Origin of the sequence: Rhodococcus sp. H29-C3, assembly GCF_030063405.1 — a bacterium.
In the GTDB taxonomy this organism is placed as follows: Bacteria; Actinomycetota; Actinomycetes; order Mycobacteriales; family Mycobacteriaceae; genus Rhodococcoides.
Window position 1 is genome coordinate 1 of sequence record NZ_JASITC010000008.1, and the last position, 19118, is coordinate 19118.

Below are 19118 nucleotides of genomic sequence, written 5' to 3' on the forward strand. Positions count from 1 at the left end.
CCGGGGGGTGGGGCGCAGTGCCCGGGTGGGTAGTTGCCCGCTGGAGGTGGGTAGTTGCCGGACGGTGGCGGGTATCCACCAGGGGGTGGGTATCCACCGGGCGGGGGGTAGTTTCCGGGGGGTGGGTATCCACCCTGAGGTGGGTAATTGCCGGGTGGGGTGTTGCCCGGTGGCGGGTAGCCGCCCTCTCCTGGTTGCGAAGACTTCCCCAGGTCTGGTCGGTCGGGGTCTGGAGTGCTGCCGTACTGCGGGCCGTTCGGTGGGTTCTCGCTCACGGTATTTCTCCTTTTCAGGGATTTCAGGTCATTGTGCGCCGTCCGAGTCGGCTGAGCATCCGTATCCGTCGGTCGGTGAAAGCTGAAAGCGGATCCATCGGGACTCTTCCGATGGATCCGCCTTGTTGCACCCCCTGTACTCGGGCCAGGCTCAGTTGACCGTGATCACCTGAGTGCCGCCGGCGAGTTCGTCGTGCTTGCCCTGCTTGATGGGGCTCGAGTTGATCGTCACAGCAATGACGATGTACGCGACGAAAACGAGCAAGCCGCCGAGAACCGGGACGATGTTCAGCAGCAGAAACGCATTTCGCTTCGCAGCTTCGGCTTGCGTGGGGTTGCCGCCTGCAGCGCCGAGGGTGCGAAGACCCAGCAGTTGTTTGCCCAGCGTTTGCCCACGGCTCGACTCGAGAAGCGTGAAGTAGGCGAAACCCAGAACCGCGGTGACGAGGCCGAGAATGAACTGCCCGACGAACCCGTCCGGCGAGATTGCATAGACGACGAGCGCCACTACGGCCACGATGATGCCGTCGATGAAGCGAGCAGCGAACCGCGCTCCCAAGCCTCCTGGCCGGCCGCCTCCTGGCAACTGAGATCCGAGGCCGTACCCAGCATTACCAGAGGCGGGCGGCGGTGGGTAACTGCCGGGTGGCGGGTAGTTACCCGATGGTGGGTAGTTGCCGGGCGGTGGGTAGTTGCCGGGCGGTGGACAGTTGTTGCCCGGATTCTGCGGATACTGCGGCTGATTCGGGTCTACGCCGCCGTACTGCGGATCATTGGGCGGGTTGGTCACGAAATATCCCCTTCTTATCGTTGTCCATCCTGAACGCGCCGTCGCGTACTGACGCAATTTCAGGGTGAGCGAACCCCACCGGCTCGGATGTGTCAAGCCTGAGGTGGCGACGTGCTGTGCACGTGTCGAATCGAATCGCACTTTACGAAGACGGAGCTACTACCGCGGGAAGTTCCACCAGTGGCGATACCCTTGTTTGCGTTCTGTCCGGTTCGATGCTCGTCGTGATGAAATTGGTATCGGCGATTCCCCAGGTCAGTCCGAAACAAGCCGATTCGACGCATCGGAGCCGCCATAGTTTGTCATACAGACCGGGTACCTTGGTATGCGATGACCGCAACATTGGCAGATCCTGTCTCAGAGGTGGTAGCAGCTGCGCAGCAGTTGCTCACCCGACGTACCGGTGCACACGTCACCCTGGTCGATCCCGTCGACCTCGGAGGCAGTGGCCAGGCAATTGTTCTTCGCGTTCGAGTTTCGGGGAATCTTTTTCAGTTGCCACGAACCCTGGTGATCAAGCAGGTCCGAGACACCGCAACCGACACCGAACTCCACAGCGAAGCGGAGACGGTCGGCGGTAGCTCGGCCTTTCTCCGTGAGGCGGCGTCGTATCAATTCACTACGGCACTCGCGACCGACAGTCGGCCAGGGCCGGCCCTACTCGCCTACGACCTGGGGGCAAGGCTGCTTGTTCTCAGTGATCTTGGCGACGCCAGTTCGATCACTGCGCTTCTCAAACATTCCGACTCGGCATCGGTCACCAACTCGTTGATGGCCATGGCGCAAGCACTCGGACGTATGCATGCCGCCACCGCCGGCCGAGAGGACGACTTCGCGGCGCTGCTCAGACGTGTAGGGCTGACGCACTCGTCCGATGGTATTTCGGAGCAGATACCGGATGCGCTTGTTGCCGTGCCGAAGATGCTCGTCAAAGAACTCGGCATGACGGACACCCCGCAGCGGGTCCTGGACCGGGTGGAGCGTAGCGGGCGGTTGTTCGCGCACGGCGCGCTTCGTGCCTTCAGCCCGTCCGACCTGTGCCCGGACAACATAATCGTCAATGGGGAGGGCGTGCGCTTCCTCGATTACGAATGGGGCGGCTTTCGAGACGCGACCCTCGACATCACCTACGCGTTGGCGTCCTCGCCAGGGTGCCTGTGCCATTTCGACCTCTCGACCGAGCGTGCACAAGCCATGGTCGACGCATGGCGAGCCGAGGTGGTCGGAATCTGGCCGCAGCTGGCCGACGACCGGGTCCTCGCGTCGAAAATTCTCGATGCTCAGCTCATCTGGGTCTGGATGTCGACTTACTGGTTTTTGCCCGACGACCACACCCGGATCGCCGCCGCGCGAAGGCATCACCTCTCCGTTCCACGGTCCGAGGCACTCGTATCGCGTTGGCGGATCCTCTTCGAACAGGCGCAACGTACCGGTGACCACGATGTGGCCGATTTCGCCGAGAGAGTTCTGGCGTCTCTGAGGTCGAAGTGGGACCGCTGAACCTCGCCCGAAGTTCGGTAGCGTTCGACTGGTGAGTATCGGTTTCGGAGCTGGATTCGACGAGGGTGAAGAAAGCGGTCTGTTCGAGACCTTGGACGCCGATGAACCTGACCCCGGTGAGCTGGATCCGGCGACCATCGACGCAGGCGAAGTGCCGCGTCCGAGCCGGTCCTACGCCCGACCGGACGCTCCTTTGGCTGTGCGGATGCGCCCCAAAAATCTGGACGAGGTAGTCGGACAGGGGCACCTCCTCGCACCGGGCGCCCCGTTGCGACGTCTGGTCGAAGGTTCAGGGGCATCTTCGGTCATGTTGTACGGTCCACCCGGCACCGGCAAGACCACGTTGGCTTCGCTCATCTCCGGAGCGACAGGTCGCAGGTTCGAGGCGTTGTCGGCGTTGTCTGCCGGCGTCAAAGAGGTTCGGGTAGTCATCGATCTGGCTCGCCGCCGGTTGACTGCGGGTGAGCAGACCGTCCTGTTCATCGACGAGGTTCACCGGTTTTCCAAGACGCAGCAGGATGCCTTGCTGGCTGCGGTGGAAAACCGAATCGTTCTTCTGGTGGCCGCGACTACGGAGAATCCGTCGTTCTCCGTAGTCTCACCGTTGCTGTCCCGCTCCCTCGTGCTCCAACTGCACCCGTTGAGTTCTGCAGACATCGAACTGTTGCTCACTCGCGCCGCCGACGATCCGCGGGGACTGGACGGAGCCGTCTCGATCGACGCCGATGCCATGGCTCATCTGGTTCGTTTGGCAGCAGGAGATGCACGTCGAGCATTGACCGCGCTCGAGGCGGCCGCTGGGGCAGCTACCGGACCGACACTCGACCTCGCCACCGTCGAAGCTAGTGTCGACAAGGCGGCGGTGCGGTACGACCGTGACGGCGACCAGCATTACGACGTCATCAGTGCGTTCATCAAATCGATCAGGGGATCCGATGTCGATGCCGCATTGCACTACTTGGCGCGGATGATCACAGCAGGAGAGGATCCGAGATTCATCGCACGCAGACTTGTAGTACATGCGAGCGAGGACGTCGGAATGGCGGATCCCACCGCATTGCAGACGGCGATGGCTGCTGCGACCGCGGTGCAGCTCATCGGTATGCCGGAGGCGCGATTAGCGTTGGCGCAGGCCACAATTCATCTAGCGACAGCGCCAAAGTCCGGCGCCGTCATCGCTGCGCTGGGTGCGGCGATGGCCGACGTGGCAGCAGGCAAGTCAGGTCCGGTGCCCGCCCATCTGAGGGACGGACACTACAAAGGGGCGCAAGCGCTCGGCAGTGCGGTGGGTTACAAGTATCCGCACAGCGATTCAGGCGGTGTTCTCCGGCAGCAATACCCACCGGACGAATTGGTGGGTGTGGACTACTACGTACCCACTGATCACGGTGTTGAGCGTGAGATCGCGACTCGTGTGGGCAAGCTACGCCGGATCGTGCGTGGCCGTTGACGTACAAGCCTTTGACGTGCAAGTGGTGGTGATGACACGGGGTACACCGGCGGCGCGTTAACCTGTACCGGTGCAAACCCACGACATTCGCAGGCGTTTCCTCGACCACTTCGTAAAGGCAGGCCACATCGAGGTGGCCAGTGCCTCGTTGGTGCTCGACGATCCCAACCTGTTATTCGTCAATGCAGGAATGGTGCAGTTCGTTCCTTACTTCCTGGGCCAGCAGACACCTCCGTTCGCCACGGCGACGAGTGTTCAGAAGTGTGTCCGCACACTCGATATCGAGAACGTCGGCATCACCACGCGGCACAACACGTTCTTTCAGATGGCTGGAAACTTCTCGTTCGGGGACTACTTCAAACGTGAAGCGATCCACTATGCCTGGACGCTTCTGACTGGCAGTGTGGCCGACGGCGGATACGGATTCGATCCGGAGCGGATCTGGGTGACGGTGTATCTGGATGACGACGAGGCCATTTCGCTGTGGAAAGAACTTGCTGGGATTCCCGACGAGCGGATTCAGCGCCGAGGGATGGCCGACAATTACTGGTCGATGGGAATTCCCGGTCCGTGTGGGCCATGCTCGGAGATCTACTACGACCGCGGGCCCGAATACGGTGTCGATGGTGGGCCGGAAGTCGACGAGGATCGTTATATCGAGATCTGGAATCTCGTCTTCATGCAGAACGAGCGCGGTCAGGGAATCAGCAAGGATGATTTCGAGATCCTGGGGCCGCTGCCGAAGCAGAACATCGATACCGGCATGGGCGTCGAGCGCGTGGCTTTCCTGCTTCAGGGGGTCGACAACGTCTATGAGACCGACCTCGTTCGTCCGGTCATAGCCAAAGCCGAGGAACTGAGCGGCCGGGCGTACGGCAAGTACCACGAGGACGACATCCGGTTCCGTGTCATCGCAGATCACGCGCGCACCGCCGCGCTGCTCATCTCCGACGGCGTCAACCCGGGCAACGACGGGCGCGGATACGTGCTGCGTCGTCTGTTGCGCAGGATCGTGCGCTCGGCTCGTCTGCTCGGTGCGCCGGACCGGACCATGGGCCAGCTCATCACCGTCGTCCGCGACACCATGGCTCAGTCGTACCCGGAGCTCGTCACCGGATTCGATCGCATCCTCAACGTATCGGTCGGCGAGGAGTCGGCGTTCCTCAAGACCCTCACTTCCGGTTCCAAGCTGTTCGACACAGCTGCGGAGTCGGTGAAGTCGTCAGGGAAAAAGACAATCGGTGGCGCCGAGGCGTTCGCGTTGCACGACACCTACGGATTCCCGATCGATCTGACGCTCGAAATGGCGTCGGAGGCGGGTCTGAACGTAGACGAGGACGGGTTCCGGTCGCTGATGGCCGAACAGCGTCAGCGCGCGAAGGAAGACGCACGTTCACGTAAGCATGCCCACGCCGACCTGTCCGTCTACAAGGAGTTCGTCGACCTCGGGGCAACGGAGTTCACCGGCTTCGAGGAGTTGTCCTCGGAGGCGAATGTGCTTGCCCTGATCTCGGGTGGAGTTCGCGTCCCAACGGCGATAGCGGGGGAGTCCGTCGAGGTCATTCTCGATCGCAGCCCGTTGTACGCGGAATCGGGTGGACAGATCGCCGATATCGGAACGATCAGTGGCCCGGGTTTCAGCGCAGACGTGGAAGACGTCCAAAAGATCGCGAAGAAGGTCTGGACGCACAAGGTCACGGTTCGATCGGGTCAGATCACCGAAGGCGACATCGTGCGGGTCGATGTGGATCAGTCGTGGCGTAAGGGTGCAACGCAGGGTCACTCTGGAACCCACATGGTGCACGCGGCACTGCGGCAGGTGCTCGGCCCCAATGCGACGCAGGCTGGATCGCTGAACAAGCCCGGGTACCTCAGATTCGACTTCTCCTGGCAGGGCGCACTGTCCGAGGCGCAGCGACACGACATCGAAGCTGTCACGAACGACGCGATCGGTGCCGACCTCGCTGTCAACACCTTGATTACCGATCTCGACAGCGCCAAGGCCATGGGTGCGATGGCGCTGTTCGGCGAAAACTACGGGGACGAGGTTCGCGTCGTCGACATCGGTGGACCGTTCAGCATGGAACTGTGCGGAGGAACGCACGTACAACACACCTCGCAGATCGGGCCGGTCACCTTGCTCGGCGAGTCCTCGGTGGGTTCCGGTGTTCGCCGAGTCGAAGCATTCGTCGGCCTGGATTCATACCGCTACCTGGCGAAAGAACGTGCCCTGCTTGCCGGGATCGCGTCCTCGCTCAAGGTTCCGACCGAGGAAGTGCCGGGCCGGATCGAAACACTGGTGGAAAAGCTGCGAGTGGCGGAGAAGGAACTAGAGGCAGTAAAGGCAGCCTCCGTGCTCGCTTCGGCAGGTGGCCTCGCTGCAGGTGCCGAACGGCTGGGGGCCATTCGAGCAGTCATAGCGCGCGCCCCCGATGGTGTGGGCGGCAACGATCTCCGCGGACTCGCGGCCGACGTCCGCGGCCGTCTCGGGTCCGAGCCTGCGGTCGTGGTCCTTATCGGCGACGTCGATGGGAAGGTTCCCTTCGTGGTGACCGCAAACGCCGGAGCACAGGAAGCCGGTGTGAAAGCAGGCGAACTGGTGGCCAGCTTCGGCCCGGCCATCGGTGGTCGCGGCGGTGGTAAAGCGGAATCCGCACAGGGATCCGGATCGAATCCAAGCGGCATAGCCGATGGATTGGCCGCCGTGCGTGCCCGGATCGCAGAACTCGTCGGCGCCTGATCGTGCCGGATTCTTCTCGTCGACCTCCCGGGCTACCGGACCGTCCAGGCGCGGACGACCCTGGCCTCGGTCGTCGCATCGGAATCGACGTCGGAAGTGTCCGTATCGGTGTCGCCGTCAGCGATCCACGGTGCATACTTGCGACCCCGGTGGAGACTGTCGTGCGGTCCAAGCCCAAAGGTTCCGACGCATCCGACGTCGCGCGTGTCGTCGAAATCGTCACTGAGTACGAGGCGGTCGAGGTGATCATCGGACTCCCACGCACTCTGCGAGGCGAGAGTGGATCCGCGGTCAAGGCAGCTGAGGGTTTTGCGCGAATATTGTCGAGGCGACTGCCCGGCGTGCCGATTCGGATGTCGGACGAGCGATTGACTACGGTAACTGCGACGCGTGCACTTCGAGACAGTGGTGTGCGGGGGAAATCACAGCGCTCGGTCATCGATCAAGCTGCTGCGGTCGCAATCCTGCAGGGGTGGCTGGATGAGCGGTCCGCGCGACTGAAATCGGCAGAGACCGATCCAACGCCGGAGGTCGAGTGAACAACCAAAGGTCCACGGACCGGGGGAAGTACGAGTACGACGACGAAGCGCTGACCGATCCGATCGGGTATCAGGTCGACGAAGGCAGCGAATTTCATCACGCTGTAACTCGTGGCGGTCCGCAGGAAGTGGGACGTTCACGAGCAGAGGTTCGGCACGACCGGTCGGCCCGAAAGCGCAAGCGACGCGGCCGCAAAGTCGGGCTGGCGCTGGGGATGATCCTCGTGATCGTGATCGCAGTGGGAGGTTTCCTCGTGTACGACCGGATTTCCGGTGGCCCGGTGGCCCCCGAGGACTTCACGGCAGGTAGTTCGGGGCCATCGGTGGTGTTACGAGTGCAGCCGGGTGACACTGCAGATCAGATCGGTGTCGAGGCGACCGAGAAGGGCGTCGTGGCGAGTTCGGGTGCTTTCATGGAAGCCGCCGTCGTCAATCCGGCAATGTCGTCGGTGCAGCCCGGCTACTACCTGCTCGAGAGCCACATACCTGCCGAGGATGCAGTGACGGCACTCGTCGATCCATCCGCTCGGGTCGGCAACGTCGTGATTTCCGAGGGCCGTCAACTGCACGACTCACGCGACGTCAATACCGATGCTGTCAAAAAGGGCATCTACACGCTCTTGTCGGAAGCAAGCTGCATCGACACGACAGGTGCAGGCACGCCGACATGTATTCCCTACGCCGACTTCAACACCGCAGGTAGTCTCGCCGAGCCGACGGCGTTGGGTGTTCCGGAATGGGCGCGCTCCGAGGTGAGTGTGGTGCCCGATCGAGACCGCCAACTGGAAGGCCTCATTGCTGCCGGCACGTGGGACTTCGATCCGACCGCAGCACCGGGTGACATTCTCCGACAGCTCGTGGAGGAAAGCGCGGCGACCTACGAGAATACGGGGATCCTGACCGCAGGCGCCAGCTCGGGTCTCGGCCCATATCAGACATTGGTGGCAGCGTCTCTCGTCGAGCGTGAATCGCTTCCGCCGGATTTCAGCAAGGTAGCGCGCGTCATCATCAATCGGTTGGCGGCACCGCAGAAGCTCGAGTTCGACTCGACGGTGAACTACTCCCTCGACACAACAGAGGTCGCGACCACCGACGAGGACCGAGCGACGGTGACGCCGTGGAACACCTACGCCATGGAGGGACTCCCGGCGACCCCGATCGCGGCGCCGAGCATCGGGGCCGTCGAAGCGGTCGAGGCTCCCGCAGACGGCGATTGGTTGTACTTCGTGACTATCAACCAAGTAGGTGAGACGTTGTTCACGCGCGACTACGACGAGCACCTCGCGAATATCGGAAAGGTCGAGGACGGATTCCTCGACAGCGGACGGTAGAAACCGTGCGTGCCGCCGTTCTGGGTAATCCGGTCATCCATTCGAAATCGCCCCAGTTACATCTCGCTGCCTACCGTGCCTTGGGTCTGAGCGATTGGACCTACGAACGCATCGAGTGTTCTGCCGATCAACTGCCAGGACTCGTGGGTTGTCTTGGTCCGGACTGGGTCGGCCTGTCGGTGACGATGCCGAACAAGGTCGCGGCGTTGGAGTTCGCCGACACGAGAACCGATCGTGCGGTTCTTGCAGGCTCGGCGAACACCCTGCTGCGTACCAAGACCGGATGGCGAGCCGACTGCACAGATGTCGATGGGGTGATGGGGGCGCTGCGCGAGGCCGGTGTCGTCGATCTTGCCGGTCGGGCCGTCATGGTCTTCGGAGCCGGCGGAACATCGAGGCCGGCGCTCGTTGCGCTTGCCGAAATGGGGGCACGATCGGCGACAGTTGTTGCACGATCAGCAGATCGAGCCCGCGAGACCCTCGCCTGCGGCGAAGCGGCAGGCTTGAGGACCACGTTCCTCGGTATGTCCGACGGATCGCTGGCCGACGTGGCCGCCGCGGCGGCCGTCGTGGTCAGTACCGTGCCCGCAGAGGGCGCTGCACCGGTGTCGGCGGCCCTTGCACATGCGCCGATCGTTCTCGACGCAATTTACGATCCATGGCCGACGCCGTTGGCGACCGCGGTGGAATCGGCTGGTGGCATCATCGTCTCGGGCCTGTCGATGTTGCTCAATCAAGCTTTCGGGCAGGTCGAGCAATTCACAGGTCTATCCGCGCCGCGCGCGGCGATGATGGCAGTGATCGAAGCCTACTGACGGGTTCATCCACAGGTGGGTCGCCGATACACAGGGCAGTTGTCCACCTGGGAATCCGACGCGGCGTGGGTCGGGAGTAGTTCCACACTTGCCGCATGACCACATCATCTTTGGGATGGGCACTCGCGTTCGGCTCGATCGGATGGGGAGTAGGACTCGTCACCGAGCGAACTGTGAGAGGGCTGGCACCGTCCTGGAAGGCCTTCGGACTTCCGTTGGTGCTGGGCGTGGTGTGGTCGGCGGGATCGCTGCTCGGTTGCGGGATCGCGCTCGGACTGTTGGGTTGGTGGTGTTCGGTGTTGGCGTGCATCGACATCGGGTGCAGGCGATTGCCGAATCCGTTGACAGGTGCAGGAGCGTTCGTTGTCCTGATGTTCGGAGCATTCTCCGGCGACATCGCGCCCATGTTCGTCGGTGCGGCGGGTCTGTTCGGCAGCTATCTCCTCGTTCATGTGTGTCTGCCCATGGCATTCGGTGCTGGTGACGTGAAGATGGCGTGGCCACTCGGTGGTGTCGCGGCGATGGCGGGTCTCGACACGTGGGCGTTGGTTGCGATACTTCCGCCGCTGCTGACCGGGCTGGTAGGGGTGACGATGGCGGTGTTCGGCCGCAGAGACTGCACCGTTCCCCATGGCCCATCCATGTGCCTGTCGACCCTGCTGGCACTCGCGGCTGCACCGACATGAAAAGATGACGCCGTGCTGCGCTGGATAACTGCCGGAGAATCTCACGGCCCTGCCCTCGTGTCCATCCTCGAAGGAATGGTCGCGGGTGTCGAGGTGACCTCGGACGACATTGCCGATCAGTTGGCTCGCCGCCGACTGGGCTACGGACGCGGCGCCCGGATGAAGTTCGAGGCCGACAAGGTGACGATTACCGGTGGTGTCCGTCATGGTCGGACCATCGGCGGCCCGATCGCCATCGAAGTCGGCAACACCGAATGGCCCAAATGGGAACAGGTCATGTCCGCGAACCCGGTGGACCCGTCGGTTCTCGACGCGTTGGCGCGGAACGCTCCGTTGACCAGGCCCCGTCCTGGGCATGCCGATTATTCGGGAATGTTGAAATACGGATTCGACGACGCCAGGCCGGTTCTAGAGCGGGCGAGTGCCCGTGAGACTGCCGCGCGGGTGGCGATCGGCACTGTTGCGCGCAGCTTCTTGAAACAGGCACTCGGTGTCGATGTCGTGTCCCACGTCATTTCCATCGGTGCGTCGGACCCCTATGTCGGTCCACCACCGTCCGGTGACGATCTCGACGCGATCGATGCGAGCCCGGTGCGGGCCTTCGATGCCGCTTCGGGTGAGTCGATGATCACCGAGATCGAGGCTGCGAAGCGAGACGGCGACACCCTCGGCGGCGTTGTCGAGGTCGTCGTACATGGGCTTCCTGTCGGCCTCGGCTCGTTCGTCAGTGGAGATCGTAAGCTCGATGCACGACTTGCTGCAGCGCTCATGGGAATTCAGGCGATCAAGGGCGTCGAGGTAGGTGACGGCTTCGAAACGGCCCGTCGTCGAGGCAGTGCCGCGCACGACGAGATCACCCCGGGCCCCGACGGGATCCTGCGATCGACCAATCGCGCAGGTGGTATCGAAGGTGGCATGACCAACGGTGAGCCTCTTCGCGTCCGGGCAGCGATGAAGCCGATCTCGACTGTTCCTCGCGCGCTCGCAACGGTTGATATGTCGACCGGCGAAGAAGCCGTCGCGATCCATCAACGCTCCGATGTATGTGCGGTACCCGCTGCGGGCGTCGTAGCCGAGACGATGGTGGCTCTCGTTGTGGCGCAGGCGGTGCTCGAGAAGTTCGGTGGCGATTCGTTGGCGGAGACGACGAACAACGTCGCGCATTACCTGAAGGGCAACGCCGCCCGACCACCACGATGACTCCCTACGCGGTGCTGGTGGGACCTCCTGGCGCAGGGAAGTCCACCATCGGTAGGCGCGTGTCGCAGGCGCTCGAGTTGGAGCTGCTCGACACGGACGCAGCGATCGAGCGCCGCACCGGTCGTACGATTCCAGAGATCTTCGCGCAGGACGGTGAGCGAGCGTTTCGGGTGATCGAGGAGCAGGTTGTTGCCGACGCGCTTGCCACCCACGCGGGCATCGTCTCGCTCGGAGGCGGATCGATTCTCTCCGATCGCACACGCGCATCCCTGGCGTCGCAGACAGTGGTCTACCTCGAAATCAGTGTCGCGGAGGGGTTGCGTCGTACCGGGGCCAACACATCCCGCCCGCTGTTGGCCGGTCCGGATGCACGCGCCACATATCAGGCTTTGATGCGCACACGGCGTCCCCTCTATCGAGCGGTCGCGACCATTCGCGTTCGCACGGACGGGCGAAGTCCGGCCCGAGTGGTCGGACAGGTCGTGGCGAAGCTGAAGCAACATCATGCCCAGGAAGGCACTACGCCATCAACAGTGCACAACGAGTCGTCGAGTGGATGAAGGTGAACGGATGACCGACCCCGTACGCGTAATGGTCAAGACTGCAGCGCCGTATCCGGTGATTATCGGCAGAGGATTGCTGACCGACCTGGTCGATCAACTCGTCGGTACGAAGACTGTTGCGATCTTCCATCAGCCGCCGCTTGCCGAGACGGCCGAGGCTGTCCGAGAGGTGCTGGCGGCGAAGGGAATCGATGCACACCGCATCGAGATACCGGACGCCGAGGACGGCAAGGAACTCGCGGTCGCCGGTTTCTGCTGGGAGGTTCTCGGCAGAATCGGACTGACCCGAAGCGATGCCGTGGTGAGTATCGGTGGGGGAGCAGCTACCGACCTCGCAGGCTTTGTTGCCGCGACGTGGATGCGTGGCGTCAAGGTGGTCCACGTGCCGACGACGCTGTTGGCGATGGTCGACGCGGCAGTCGGTGGCAAGACCGGCATCAACACCGAGGCGGGAAAGAACCTCGTGGGTTCGTTCCACGAGCCTTCGGCAGTGTTGATCGATCTCGCGACGTTGGAGACAGTCCCGAAGTACGAGATCGTCTCCGGCCTCGCAGAGGTCATCAAGACCGGTTTCATCGAGGACCCGGTCATTCTCGACTTGATCGAAGCCGATCCCGAAGCAGCGATGGACCCGACTGGATCGGTGCTACCCGAGCTCATTCGCCGGTCCGTCGAAGTCAAGGCCCGAGTTGTTGCCGCTGATCTACGTGAGTCCGATCTTCGGGAGATACTCAACTACGGCCACACCCTCGCCCATGCCATCGAGCGACGCGAGCGGTACCGCTGGCGTCATGGTGCAGCTGTGTCGGTCGGTCTGGTGTTCGCGGCCGAGTTGGGACGTCTTGCGGGCCGGCTCGACGACGCGACTGCTGACCGCCACCGCAGTATTCTCCAGTCGGTCGGTCTCCCCGTCGGATACGACGGTGACGCATTCGGTGATCTTCTCAAGGGGATGCAAACCGACAAGAAGAATCGCGCCGGGATGCTCAGATTCGTCGTGCTCGACGGACTGGCGAAACCGGGGAGGCTCGAAGGGCCTGATCCGGCTCTCCTCGTCGCTGCATATTCGGTAGTCGCCAAGGAGTCCCCGGGACCGGGTAGCTCGGGAATTCTGCTCTGATCGAGGCACGATCCGAATGGAAAATCCCCCCTGCTTCTTGGGCCCGAGGCCGAAGTTGCAGGGGGGATTTCTTGCGTTCGAGAGTCAGTGTTCGGAACGATGCTCGCCGTGTGAAGTACCCTTCGGGTCCTCGGCGTCGGGCTGCACAGCCCGGAATACCTCGGTGTCCGCATTGTCGTCGGCCCATCGATTCTGGTCCGCTACCGAACTTTGGTCTGCCGCCGAACCCTGGTTCGAGGCGGTAGTCCCGGCGCCGACCAGATGGCGATCGTGGCGTTCCTGTTCGTGGACTGCATCGGATGCGGCGAGCTTCTTCTTCGCCTCGCGTCCGACGAGCAGGCGGCCCAGGAACACCGAGATGGTCGCCGGGATGAAGATCAGAAGAATGGTGAACGCTGCACCGGAGGTCATTTCGAAGAACAATGAGTTCTGGCCGAGACTGAAGTCCACTATCAGCCCGAGCAGCCATGCGAGCAGTCCGGCGAGCAGACCGCCGAGGACTGCCGCCTTTAGCCACAGCATCGTCAGGTCGGCGCCGTAATCCGGGTCCGGGTTTGCGCGACGGTCACGAATACCGTCGATGCCGGCCCATACGATGACTGCGAGCAAGACCACAGCCAAGCCCAACCATCGAAGCTGCGAACCGTGCAACGGCCACTGTGCAACTGCCAAACCCAGCAGAATTCGCACTCCGACGTTGATCAGTCCCATTCCGATTCCGCGTACCACCCACCCTGTCATGGGGGACAGCGTATCCGTTTTGGGTCCGCACTGTGGCGGGCCCCACACAAACGGCGCCTTTGCGTCGCCCAGGGATCGAACTCGCGACGGCGGTACGTTGTAGGAATGTCCGCAGATTTTGCTGCCCGCCGCTCGGCTCTCCGACACTCCCTGATCGCGAACGAACTCGACTCTCTGCTGGTCACAGACCTGCTGAACATTCGGTATCTCACCGGGTTCACCGGATCGAACGCAGCGTTGATCGTCGGAACCGGTGATTCGTCACCGAATGAAAGCAGAACCGTGATCTGTACGGACGGCCGATATCTCAGTCAAGTCGCCGAGCAAGTCCCCGATCTTCGTGCCGTGATCGACCGGTCTTCTGCATCACATTTGCTGGCGAGCGAATATGCGCCGGCCGGCGGCTCAATCGGATTCGAGAGCCATGTCGTGACCGTCGATCAGCATCGCGGATGGAGTGAGGCACATGCCTCGCTCGATCTGGTGTGCAGTCCCGGTCTCGTCGAGGAACTTCGAATGGTGAAGGACGAGTACGAAGTCGGCTTGCTACGCGAGGCCTGCCGCGCGGCAGACGACGCTTTTGCCGTGCTCGTCGAGCGAGGTTCGATCAGGCCTGGGCGTACCGAGCTTGCCGTGGCACGTGAACTGGAGTCGCTGATGGTCGAACACGGCGCGGACGGGATTTCCTTCGAGACGATCGTGGCGGCGGGCCCGCATTCCGCAGTGCCGCATCACCGACCTACTGCGGCAATCCTGGAATCGGGCGACTTCGTAAAGTTCGATTTCGGCGCACTGGTCGGCGGATATCACTCGGATATGACCCGAACGGTGGTGATCGGAAACCCAGAGGATTGGCAGCGAGATGTGTACGAGCTGGTTCTGCGTGCTCAGGCAGCAGGCAGGAATGCGCTCGTCCCTGGTGTGAGCACTGCATCGGTGGACGCTGCGGCGCGGTCCGTCATCGAGGAAGCCGGGTATGGCGAACTGTTTCTGCACGGACTCGGCCATGGAGTCGGATTGGAGATCCACGAAGCGCCGGGAATCGCACGCACGAGCACCGGTACACTGCAGTGCGGTGCTGCTGTGACTGTAGAACCGGGTGTGTACTTCTCAGGGCGCGGAGGCGTTCGGATCGAAGACACACTCATCGTCCGCCCCGGCGGTCCTGAGCTTCTCACCATCACCAGCAAGCAACTCACTCTCGTGTGACATCACGGTCACTGCGAGATAAGAACACGCGAACACGAGGAGACATAAAAGCCAGTGGCTTCCACCAGCGATTTCAAGAATGGTCTCGTCCTCAGCATCGATAACCAGTTGTGGACGATCACCGAATTCCAGCATGTGAAGCCGGGTAAGGGCCCCGCGTTCGTGCGCACCAAACTCAAGAACGTCCTGTCCGGCAAAGTCGTCGACAAGACGTTCAATGCCGGAGTCAAGGTCGAGACGGCTACGGTCGATCGTCGTGACATGACGTACCTGTACCACGACGGCACCGACTATGTCTTCATGGACGCGGACACCTTCGACCAGCTCGCCATCCCGGAGGCAACGGTCGGCGACGGCGCTCGATTCCTGCTAGAGAACCTTCGGGTTCAGATCGCGATGCACGAGGGCTCACCGCTCTATGTGGAGCTACCGGTGACGGTCGAACTCGAGGTCAAGCACACCGACCCGGGCCTGCAGGGCGACCGCTCGACCGGAGGCACGAAGCCTGCCACTTTGGAGACCGGCGCCGAGATCTCGGTGCCGCTGTTCATCAACACCGGTGACAAGCTGAAGGTCGATTCGCGCGACGGAAACTACCTTGGGCGTGTGAATTCCTAACGTGTCGTCCAAGAAGGCAGCAGCGCGCACCGAGCCCGTGAAGAAGCTCGGTGCGCGCCACAAGGCCCGCAAGCGCGCTGTAGATTTCCTGTTCGAGGCGGAGGCACGAGACACCGATCCGGTGAACCTCGCCAAAGAACGCATAGAGCTTGCTCGCGCGGACGATTCGATCGCCCCCGTGAGCGAGTACACCGAGACGTTGGTGGTCGGTGTGGCCGAGAACCTGGATCGGCTCGACGGAGTGATCTCCGATCATCTCAACGACTGGACACTCAAGAGGCTGCCCGCGGTGGATCGTGCAATTCTTCGCGTTGCGGTATGGGAGTTGTTCCACGCTATCGACGTTCCCCCCGTCGTTGCGGTGGACGAAGCAGTCGAACTCGCCAAGCAGCTGTCCACCGATGATTCACCGTCGTTCGTCAACGGCGTACTCGGCCAAATCGTCCTCGTCGCGCCGCAGGTTCGCGCGGCGGCAGCGGCGGTGTCTTCGCGCGTTGCAACTCCCAGTTCTCAGCCGGACGACACTGGCGAAGACACCGCATCGGTCGAAAACCGAAAGCCCGCTTCCGACGAGTAATGTCCGTCACGCCAGGCTGCCCCGGCAGTGCTCGAGGGGGTGGTGCATTGCTAGGCTGTCCAATTGTCAGACATCCTTTAACGATCCGTCCAGAGAGGCGGAGAAGGAGGTCGTAGTTTGCCTGCGCCCGAAAGCCCGTTACCTCCGCCCGAACCGTCGGAGTCCACGCGAGAATTGTTGTCCGCTGCCGACGTCGGCAGGACCATTGCGCGAATTGCTCATCAGATCATCGAAAAGACAGCAGTCGATTCCGCCGATGCCCCGCGGGTCGTGTTGCTCGGCATCCCGACCCGCGGCACCATCCTTGCGGATCGGCTCGCCGATCGTATCGAGGCGTTCTCGGGTGTCCGTCCGCCGCTGGGTTCGCTCGACATCACCCTGTATCGCGACGATCTCCGAAACAAGCCGCACCGGCCACTCGAACGCACGTCCGTTCCCGCCGGGGGCATCGACGATGCCCTGGTGGTCCTCGTCGACGACGTCCTGTTCTCCGGTCGCACGGTCCGGTCAGCGTTGGATGCTCTTCGCGACCTCGGACGTCCGCGTGCCGTCCAACTCGCAGTCCTGATCGACCGTGGGCACCGCGAGTTGCCGCTGCGCGCCGACTACGTAGGCAAGAACGTCCCGACGGCGCGATCGGAGGACGTGAAAGTTCTGTTCACCGAACGCGATGGTCGAGATGGCGTCACTTTGTCCGACGGGAGCTCGGCCTGATGAAGCATCTTCTGTCCGTGGCCGACCTGACCGTCGAGTCTGCAACACAGCTGTTGGACGAGGCCGATCGTTTCGAGCAGGCGTTGCTCGGCCGTGAGGTCAAAAAGCTTCCAACCCTTCGCGGCCGCACCATCATGACGGTGTTCTTCGAGAACTCGACCAGGACCCGCGTCTCGTTCGAGGTCGCCGGAAAGTGGATGAGCGCCGATGTCATCAACGTCAGTGCAAGCAGCTCATCGGTTTCCAAAGGTGAATCACTTCGCGATACGGCGATGACGCTGCGTGCCGCAGGAGCCGACGCGTTGATAGTGCGACACCCGGCATCGGGCGCCGCACACCAGATCGCGTCGTGGACGGCAGGGCAGGGTGAAGGCGCTGGCCCGGCGGTGATCAACGCGGGAGACGGCACGCATGAGCATCCCACCCAGGCGCTTCTCGACGCGTTGACACTGAGGCAGCGTCTCGGGACCATCGCAGGCAAACGAGTCGCCATCGTCGGTGACATCCTGCACAGTCGAGTCGCAAGGTCCAACGCGCTCCTGCTGTCGATGCTCGGAGCCGAAGTGGTGCTGATCGCACCTCCGACGCTCATGCCGGTCGGAGCGTCGAGCTGGCCGGTTCGGGTATCGCACAATATCGATGCCGAGCTGCCTGGGCTCGATGCCGTGCTGATGCTTCGAGTGCAGGCAGAACGAATGAACGGGGGGTTCTTTCCCTCGGCTCGCGAATACTCGATCACGTACGGGTTGTCGCAGAAGCGTATGGATTTGCTGCCAGAGCACGCGATCGTATTGCATCCCGGTCCGATGCTTCGTGGCATGGAGATCGCGTCTTCGGTGGCTGATTCTCCGAGAACTGCTGTGCTGCAACAGGTTACGAATGGAGTTCACGTGCGCATGGCTGTGCTGTTTCGGTTGCTCGTCGGTTCGGACGGAGGAGCGGAATGAGCGTTGTACTCACCGGTGTACTCGTCTACGGCGAGAGCCCGGAAACAGACATACTGATCGACGACGGTCAGATCGTGGCGATCGGGACAGATCTCGATGTCGGTGACGCCGAAGTCGTCGATGCGCGCGGACAGATTGTGCTGCCCGGTTTCGTCGACCTGCATACGCACCTGCGCGAACCCGGCCGCGAAGACACCGAGACCATCGAATCCGGTTCGGCTGCTGCCGCCCTCGGCGGCTACACCGCAGTGTTCGCGATGGCGAACACGTCCCCGGTCGCCGACTCGGTAGTGGTTACCGATTATGTGTGGCGACGCGGTCAAGAGGTCGGCCTCGTGGACGTGCATCCGGTAGGTGCTGTCACCGTCGGACTCGAAGGAAAGCAACTCGCCGAGATGGCGATCATGGCCGCGGGCGTAGGCAAGGTACGCATGTTCTCCGACGACGGGCATTGCGTCGACGATCCGTTGATCATGCGGCGCGCCCTCGAGTATTCGAGTTCGCTCGGAGTCCTGATTGCACAACATGCCGAGGAGCCTCGGCTGACGGTCGGGTCCATCGCTCACGAAGGCCCGACGGCCGCGCGATTGGGACTGGCAGGTTGGCCGCGAGCAGCGGAAGAGTCGATCGTCGCCCGCGACGCTCTTCTCGCGCGAGACGCCGGTGCGAGAGTGCACATTTGCCACGCATCGACTGCGGGAACCGTCGCCCTACTCGCGTGGGCCCGCGGTCAGGGCATTTCCATCACCGCCGAGGTGACACCGCATCACTTGCTTCTCGACGACTCACGGCTCGAAACGTACGACGCGATCAACAGGGTGAACCCGCCTTTGCGTGAGACATCGGACGTCGAGGCGCTCCGGCGCGGTCTGGCCGACGGCACGATCGACTGCGTCGCGACCGACCACGCGCCTCACGCCGAACAGGACAAGTGCTGCGAGTTCGCGCAGGCGAAGCCTGGGATGCTCGGGTTGGAGACCGCACTGTCGATTGTCGTGCGGACGATGGTCGAGCCGGGACTACTCGACTGGCGAGGAGTTGCCCGCGTCATGAGCGAGCGGCCGGCGGAGATCGTGGGACTGCCGGATCAGGGCAGGCCTATCGAGGTCGGTGAGATCGCGAATCTCACCGTCGTGGATCCGAAAGCAAGCTGGACCGTCACGGGAAAGAATTTGGCGAGTGCCGCTGACAACACACCGTTCGAATCGATGACGTTCTCGGCAAAAGTGACCACCACGCTGCTACGCGGGCGCATCACCGCACGCGACGGTGTGATCCGAACGCCGACAGGAGCGTAAGGCAC

General features: G+C 62.6%; 18 protein-coding genes and 1 pseudogene. 16 read left to right on the plus strand and 3 right to left on the minus strand.

Annotated features, from left to right (window positions below):
- A pseudogene (locus QMK32_RS17505) lies at window positions 1-275 on the minus strand (hypothetical protein); the annotation flags it as partial.
- Between the two features lie 151 nt (window positions 276-426).
- The gene (locus QMK32_RS17510) at window positions 427-1065 is read right to left on the minus strand and encodes an RDD family protein (RefSeq protein WP_283476432.1); all 639 of its coding nucleotides are present in this window, start codon (window positions 1063-1065) and stop codon (window positions 427-429) included.
- 330 nt (window positions 1066-1395) lie between these two features.
- On the opposite strand from QMK32_RS17510, the gene QMK32_RS17515 reads away from it, so the two are divergent.
- The 10 genes from QMK32_RS17515 to aroB all read left to right on the plus strand — a co-directional run bounded on the left by QMK32_RS17515 (window position 1396) and on the right by aroB (window position 13009).
- On the plus strand, window positions 1396-2565 hold the full coding sequence (locus tag QMK32_RS17515; protein WP_283476433.1) for a protein kinase family protein: 1170 nt from the start codon (window positions 1396-1398) through the stop codon (window positions 2563-2565).
- Between the two features lie 31 nt (window positions 2566-2596).
- A complete protein-coding gene (locus QMK32_RS17520; RefSeq protein WP_283476434.1) occupies window positions 2597-4015 on the plus strand; it encodes a replication-associated recombination protein A in 1419 nt (472 codons plus the stop codon).
- 70 nt (window positions 4016-4085) lie between these two features.
- A complete protein-coding gene (gene alaS / locus QMK32_RS17525; RefSeq protein ID WP_283476435.1) occupies window positions 4086-6755 on the plus strand; it encodes an alanine--tRNA ligase in 2670 nt (889 codons plus the stop codon).
- Window positions 6756-6757: 2 nt separating this feature from the next.
- Window positions 6758-7294: a Holliday junction resolvase RuvX gene (ruvX, locus tag QMK32_RS17530; protein WP_283476436.1), complete on the plus strand. Its 537-nt coding sequence runs from the start codon at window positions 6758-6760 to the stop codon at window positions 7292-7294.
- Window positions 7291-8625, plus strand: a complete 1335-nt coding sequence (locus QMK32_RS17535; RefSeq protein WP_283476437.1) for an endolytic transglycosylase MltG — start codon at window positions 7291-7293, stop codon at window positions 8623-8625. Before ruvX ends, QMK32_RS17535 begins: the two co-directional genes overlap by 4 nt.
- A 5-nt stretch (window positions 8626-8630) precedes the next feature.
- A complete protein-coding gene (locus QMK32_RS17540; RefSeq protein WP_283476438.1) occupies window positions 8631-9440 on the plus strand; it encodes a shikimate dehydrogenase in 810 nt (269 codons plus the stop codon).
- Between the two features lie 95 nt (window positions 9441-9535).
- The gene (locus tag QMK32_RS17545; RefSeq protein WP_283476439.1) at window positions 9536-10126 is read left to right on the plus strand and encodes a prepilin peptidase; all 591 of its coding nucleotides are present in this window, start codon (window positions 9536-9538) and stop codon (window positions 10124-10126) included.
- A 12-nt stretch (window positions 10127-10138) separates the two neighbouring features.
- Window positions 10139-11326, plus strand: coding sequence for a chorismate synthase (gene aroC, locus QMK32_RS17550; RefSeq protein WP_269305598.1), 1188 nt, complete (start codon window positions 10139-10141; stop codon window positions 11324-11326).
- Window positions 11323-11886 (plus strand): shikimate kinase, encoded by a 564-nt coding sequence (locus QMK32_RS17555; protein WP_269305600.1) that lies wholly within the window; start codon window positions 11323-11325, stop codon window positions 11884-11886. The genes aroC and QMK32_RS17555 overlap by 4 nt, the downstream gene beginning before the upstream one ends.
- A gap of 10 nt (window positions 11887-11896) precedes the next feature.
- On the plus strand, window positions 11897-13009 hold the full coding sequence (gene aroB, locus QMK32_RS17560; RefSeq protein ID WP_269305602.1) for a 3-dehydroquinate synthase: 1113 nt from the start codon (window positions 11897-11899) through the stop codon (window positions 13007-13009).
- Between the two features lie 84 nt (window positions 13010-13093).
- On the opposite strand, the gene QMK32_RS17565 is transcribed toward aroB, so the two are convergent.
- On the minus strand, window positions 13094-13750 hold the full coding sequence (locus QMK32_RS17565) for a B-4DMT family transporter (RefSeq protein WP_283476441.1): 657 nt from the start codon (window positions 13748-13750) through the stop codon (window positions 13094-13096).
- Window positions 13751-13855: 105 nt separating this feature from the next.
- Between QMK32_RS17565 and QMK32_RS17570 the strand changes: the two genes are divergently transcribed.
- From QMK32_RS17570 to QMK32_RS17595, 6 genes are all read left to right on the plus strand, one after another.
- Window positions 13856-14959, plus strand: a complete 1104-nt coding sequence (locus QMK32_RS17570; protein ID WP_283476443.1) for a M24 family metallopeptidase — start codon at window positions 13856-13858, stop codon at window positions 14957-14959.
- Window positions 14960-15013: 54 nt separating this feature from the next.
- Window positions 15014-15577, plus strand: coding sequence for an elongation factor P (gene efp / locus QMK32_RS17575; protein WP_269305607.1), 564 nt, complete (start codon window positions 15014-15016; stop codon window positions 15575-15577).
- Window position 15578: 1 nt separating this feature from the next.
- Window positions 15579-16154, plus strand: a complete 576-nt coding sequence (nusB, locus tag QMK32_RS17580) for a transcription antitermination factor NusB (protein WP_283476444.1) — start codon at window positions 15579-15581, stop codon at window positions 16152-16154.
- A gap of 117 nt (window positions 16155-16271) precedes the next feature.
- A complete protein-coding gene (gene pyrR / locus QMK32_RS17585; RefSeq protein WP_283476445.1) occupies window positions 16272-16868 on the plus strand; it encodes a bifunctional pyr operon transcriptional regulator/uracil phosphoribosyltransferase PyrR in 597 nt (198 codons plus the stop codon).
- Complete coding sequence (locus QMK32_RS17590) at window positions 16868-17815, plus strand: aspartate carbamoyltransferase catalytic subunit (RefSeq protein WP_283476447.1); 948 nt, start codon at window positions 16868-16870, stop codon at window positions 17813-17815. Before pyrR ends, QMK32_RS17590 begins: the two co-directional genes overlap by 1 nt.
- On the plus strand, window positions 17812-19113 hold the full coding sequence (locus QMK32_RS17595; protein WP_283476448.1) for a dihydroorotase: 1302 nt from the start codon (window positions 17812-17814) through the stop codon (window positions 19111-19113). The genes QMK32_RS17590 and QMK32_RS17595 overlap by 4 nt, the downstream gene beginning before the upstream one ends.
- Window positions 19114-19118: the final 5 nt, after the last annotated feature.

Excerpts from the sequence above, each read along its gene's own strand:
- aroB (WP_269305602.1), top strand. The coding sequence starts at position 11,897 with ATGACCGACCCCGTACGCGTAATGGTCAAGACTGCAGCGCCGTATCCG.
- QMK32_RS17595 (WP_283476448.1), top strand. The coding sequence starts at position 17,812 with ATGAGCGTTGTACTCACCGGTGTACTCGTCTACGGCGAGAGCCCGGAA.
- QMK32_RS17515 (WP_283476433.1), top strand. The coding sequence starts at position 1,396 with ATGACCGCAACATTGGCAGATCCTGTCTCAGAGGTGGTAGCAGCTGCG.
- QMK32_RS17565 (WP_283476441.1), bottom strand. The coding sequence starts at position 13,750 with ATGACAGGGTGGGTGGTACGCGGAATCGGAATGGGACTGATCAACGTC.
- QMK32_RS17555 (WP_269305600.1), top strand. The coding sequence starts at position 11,323 with ATGACTCCCTACGCGGTGCTGGTGGGACCTCCTGGCGCAGGGAAGTCC.
- QMK32_RS17545 (WP_283476439.1), top strand. The coding sequence starts at position 9,536 with ATGACCACATCATCTTTGGGATGGGCACTCGCGTTCGGCTCGATCGGA.
- QMK32_RS17590 (WP_283476447.1), top strand. The coding sequence starts at position 16,868 with ATGAAGCATCTTCTGTCCGTGGCCGACCTGACCGTCGAGTCTGCAACA.
- QMK32_RS17570 (WP_283476443.1), top strand. The coding sequence starts at position 13,856 with ATGTCCGCAGATTTTGCTGCCCGCCGCTCGGCTCTCCGACACTCCCTG.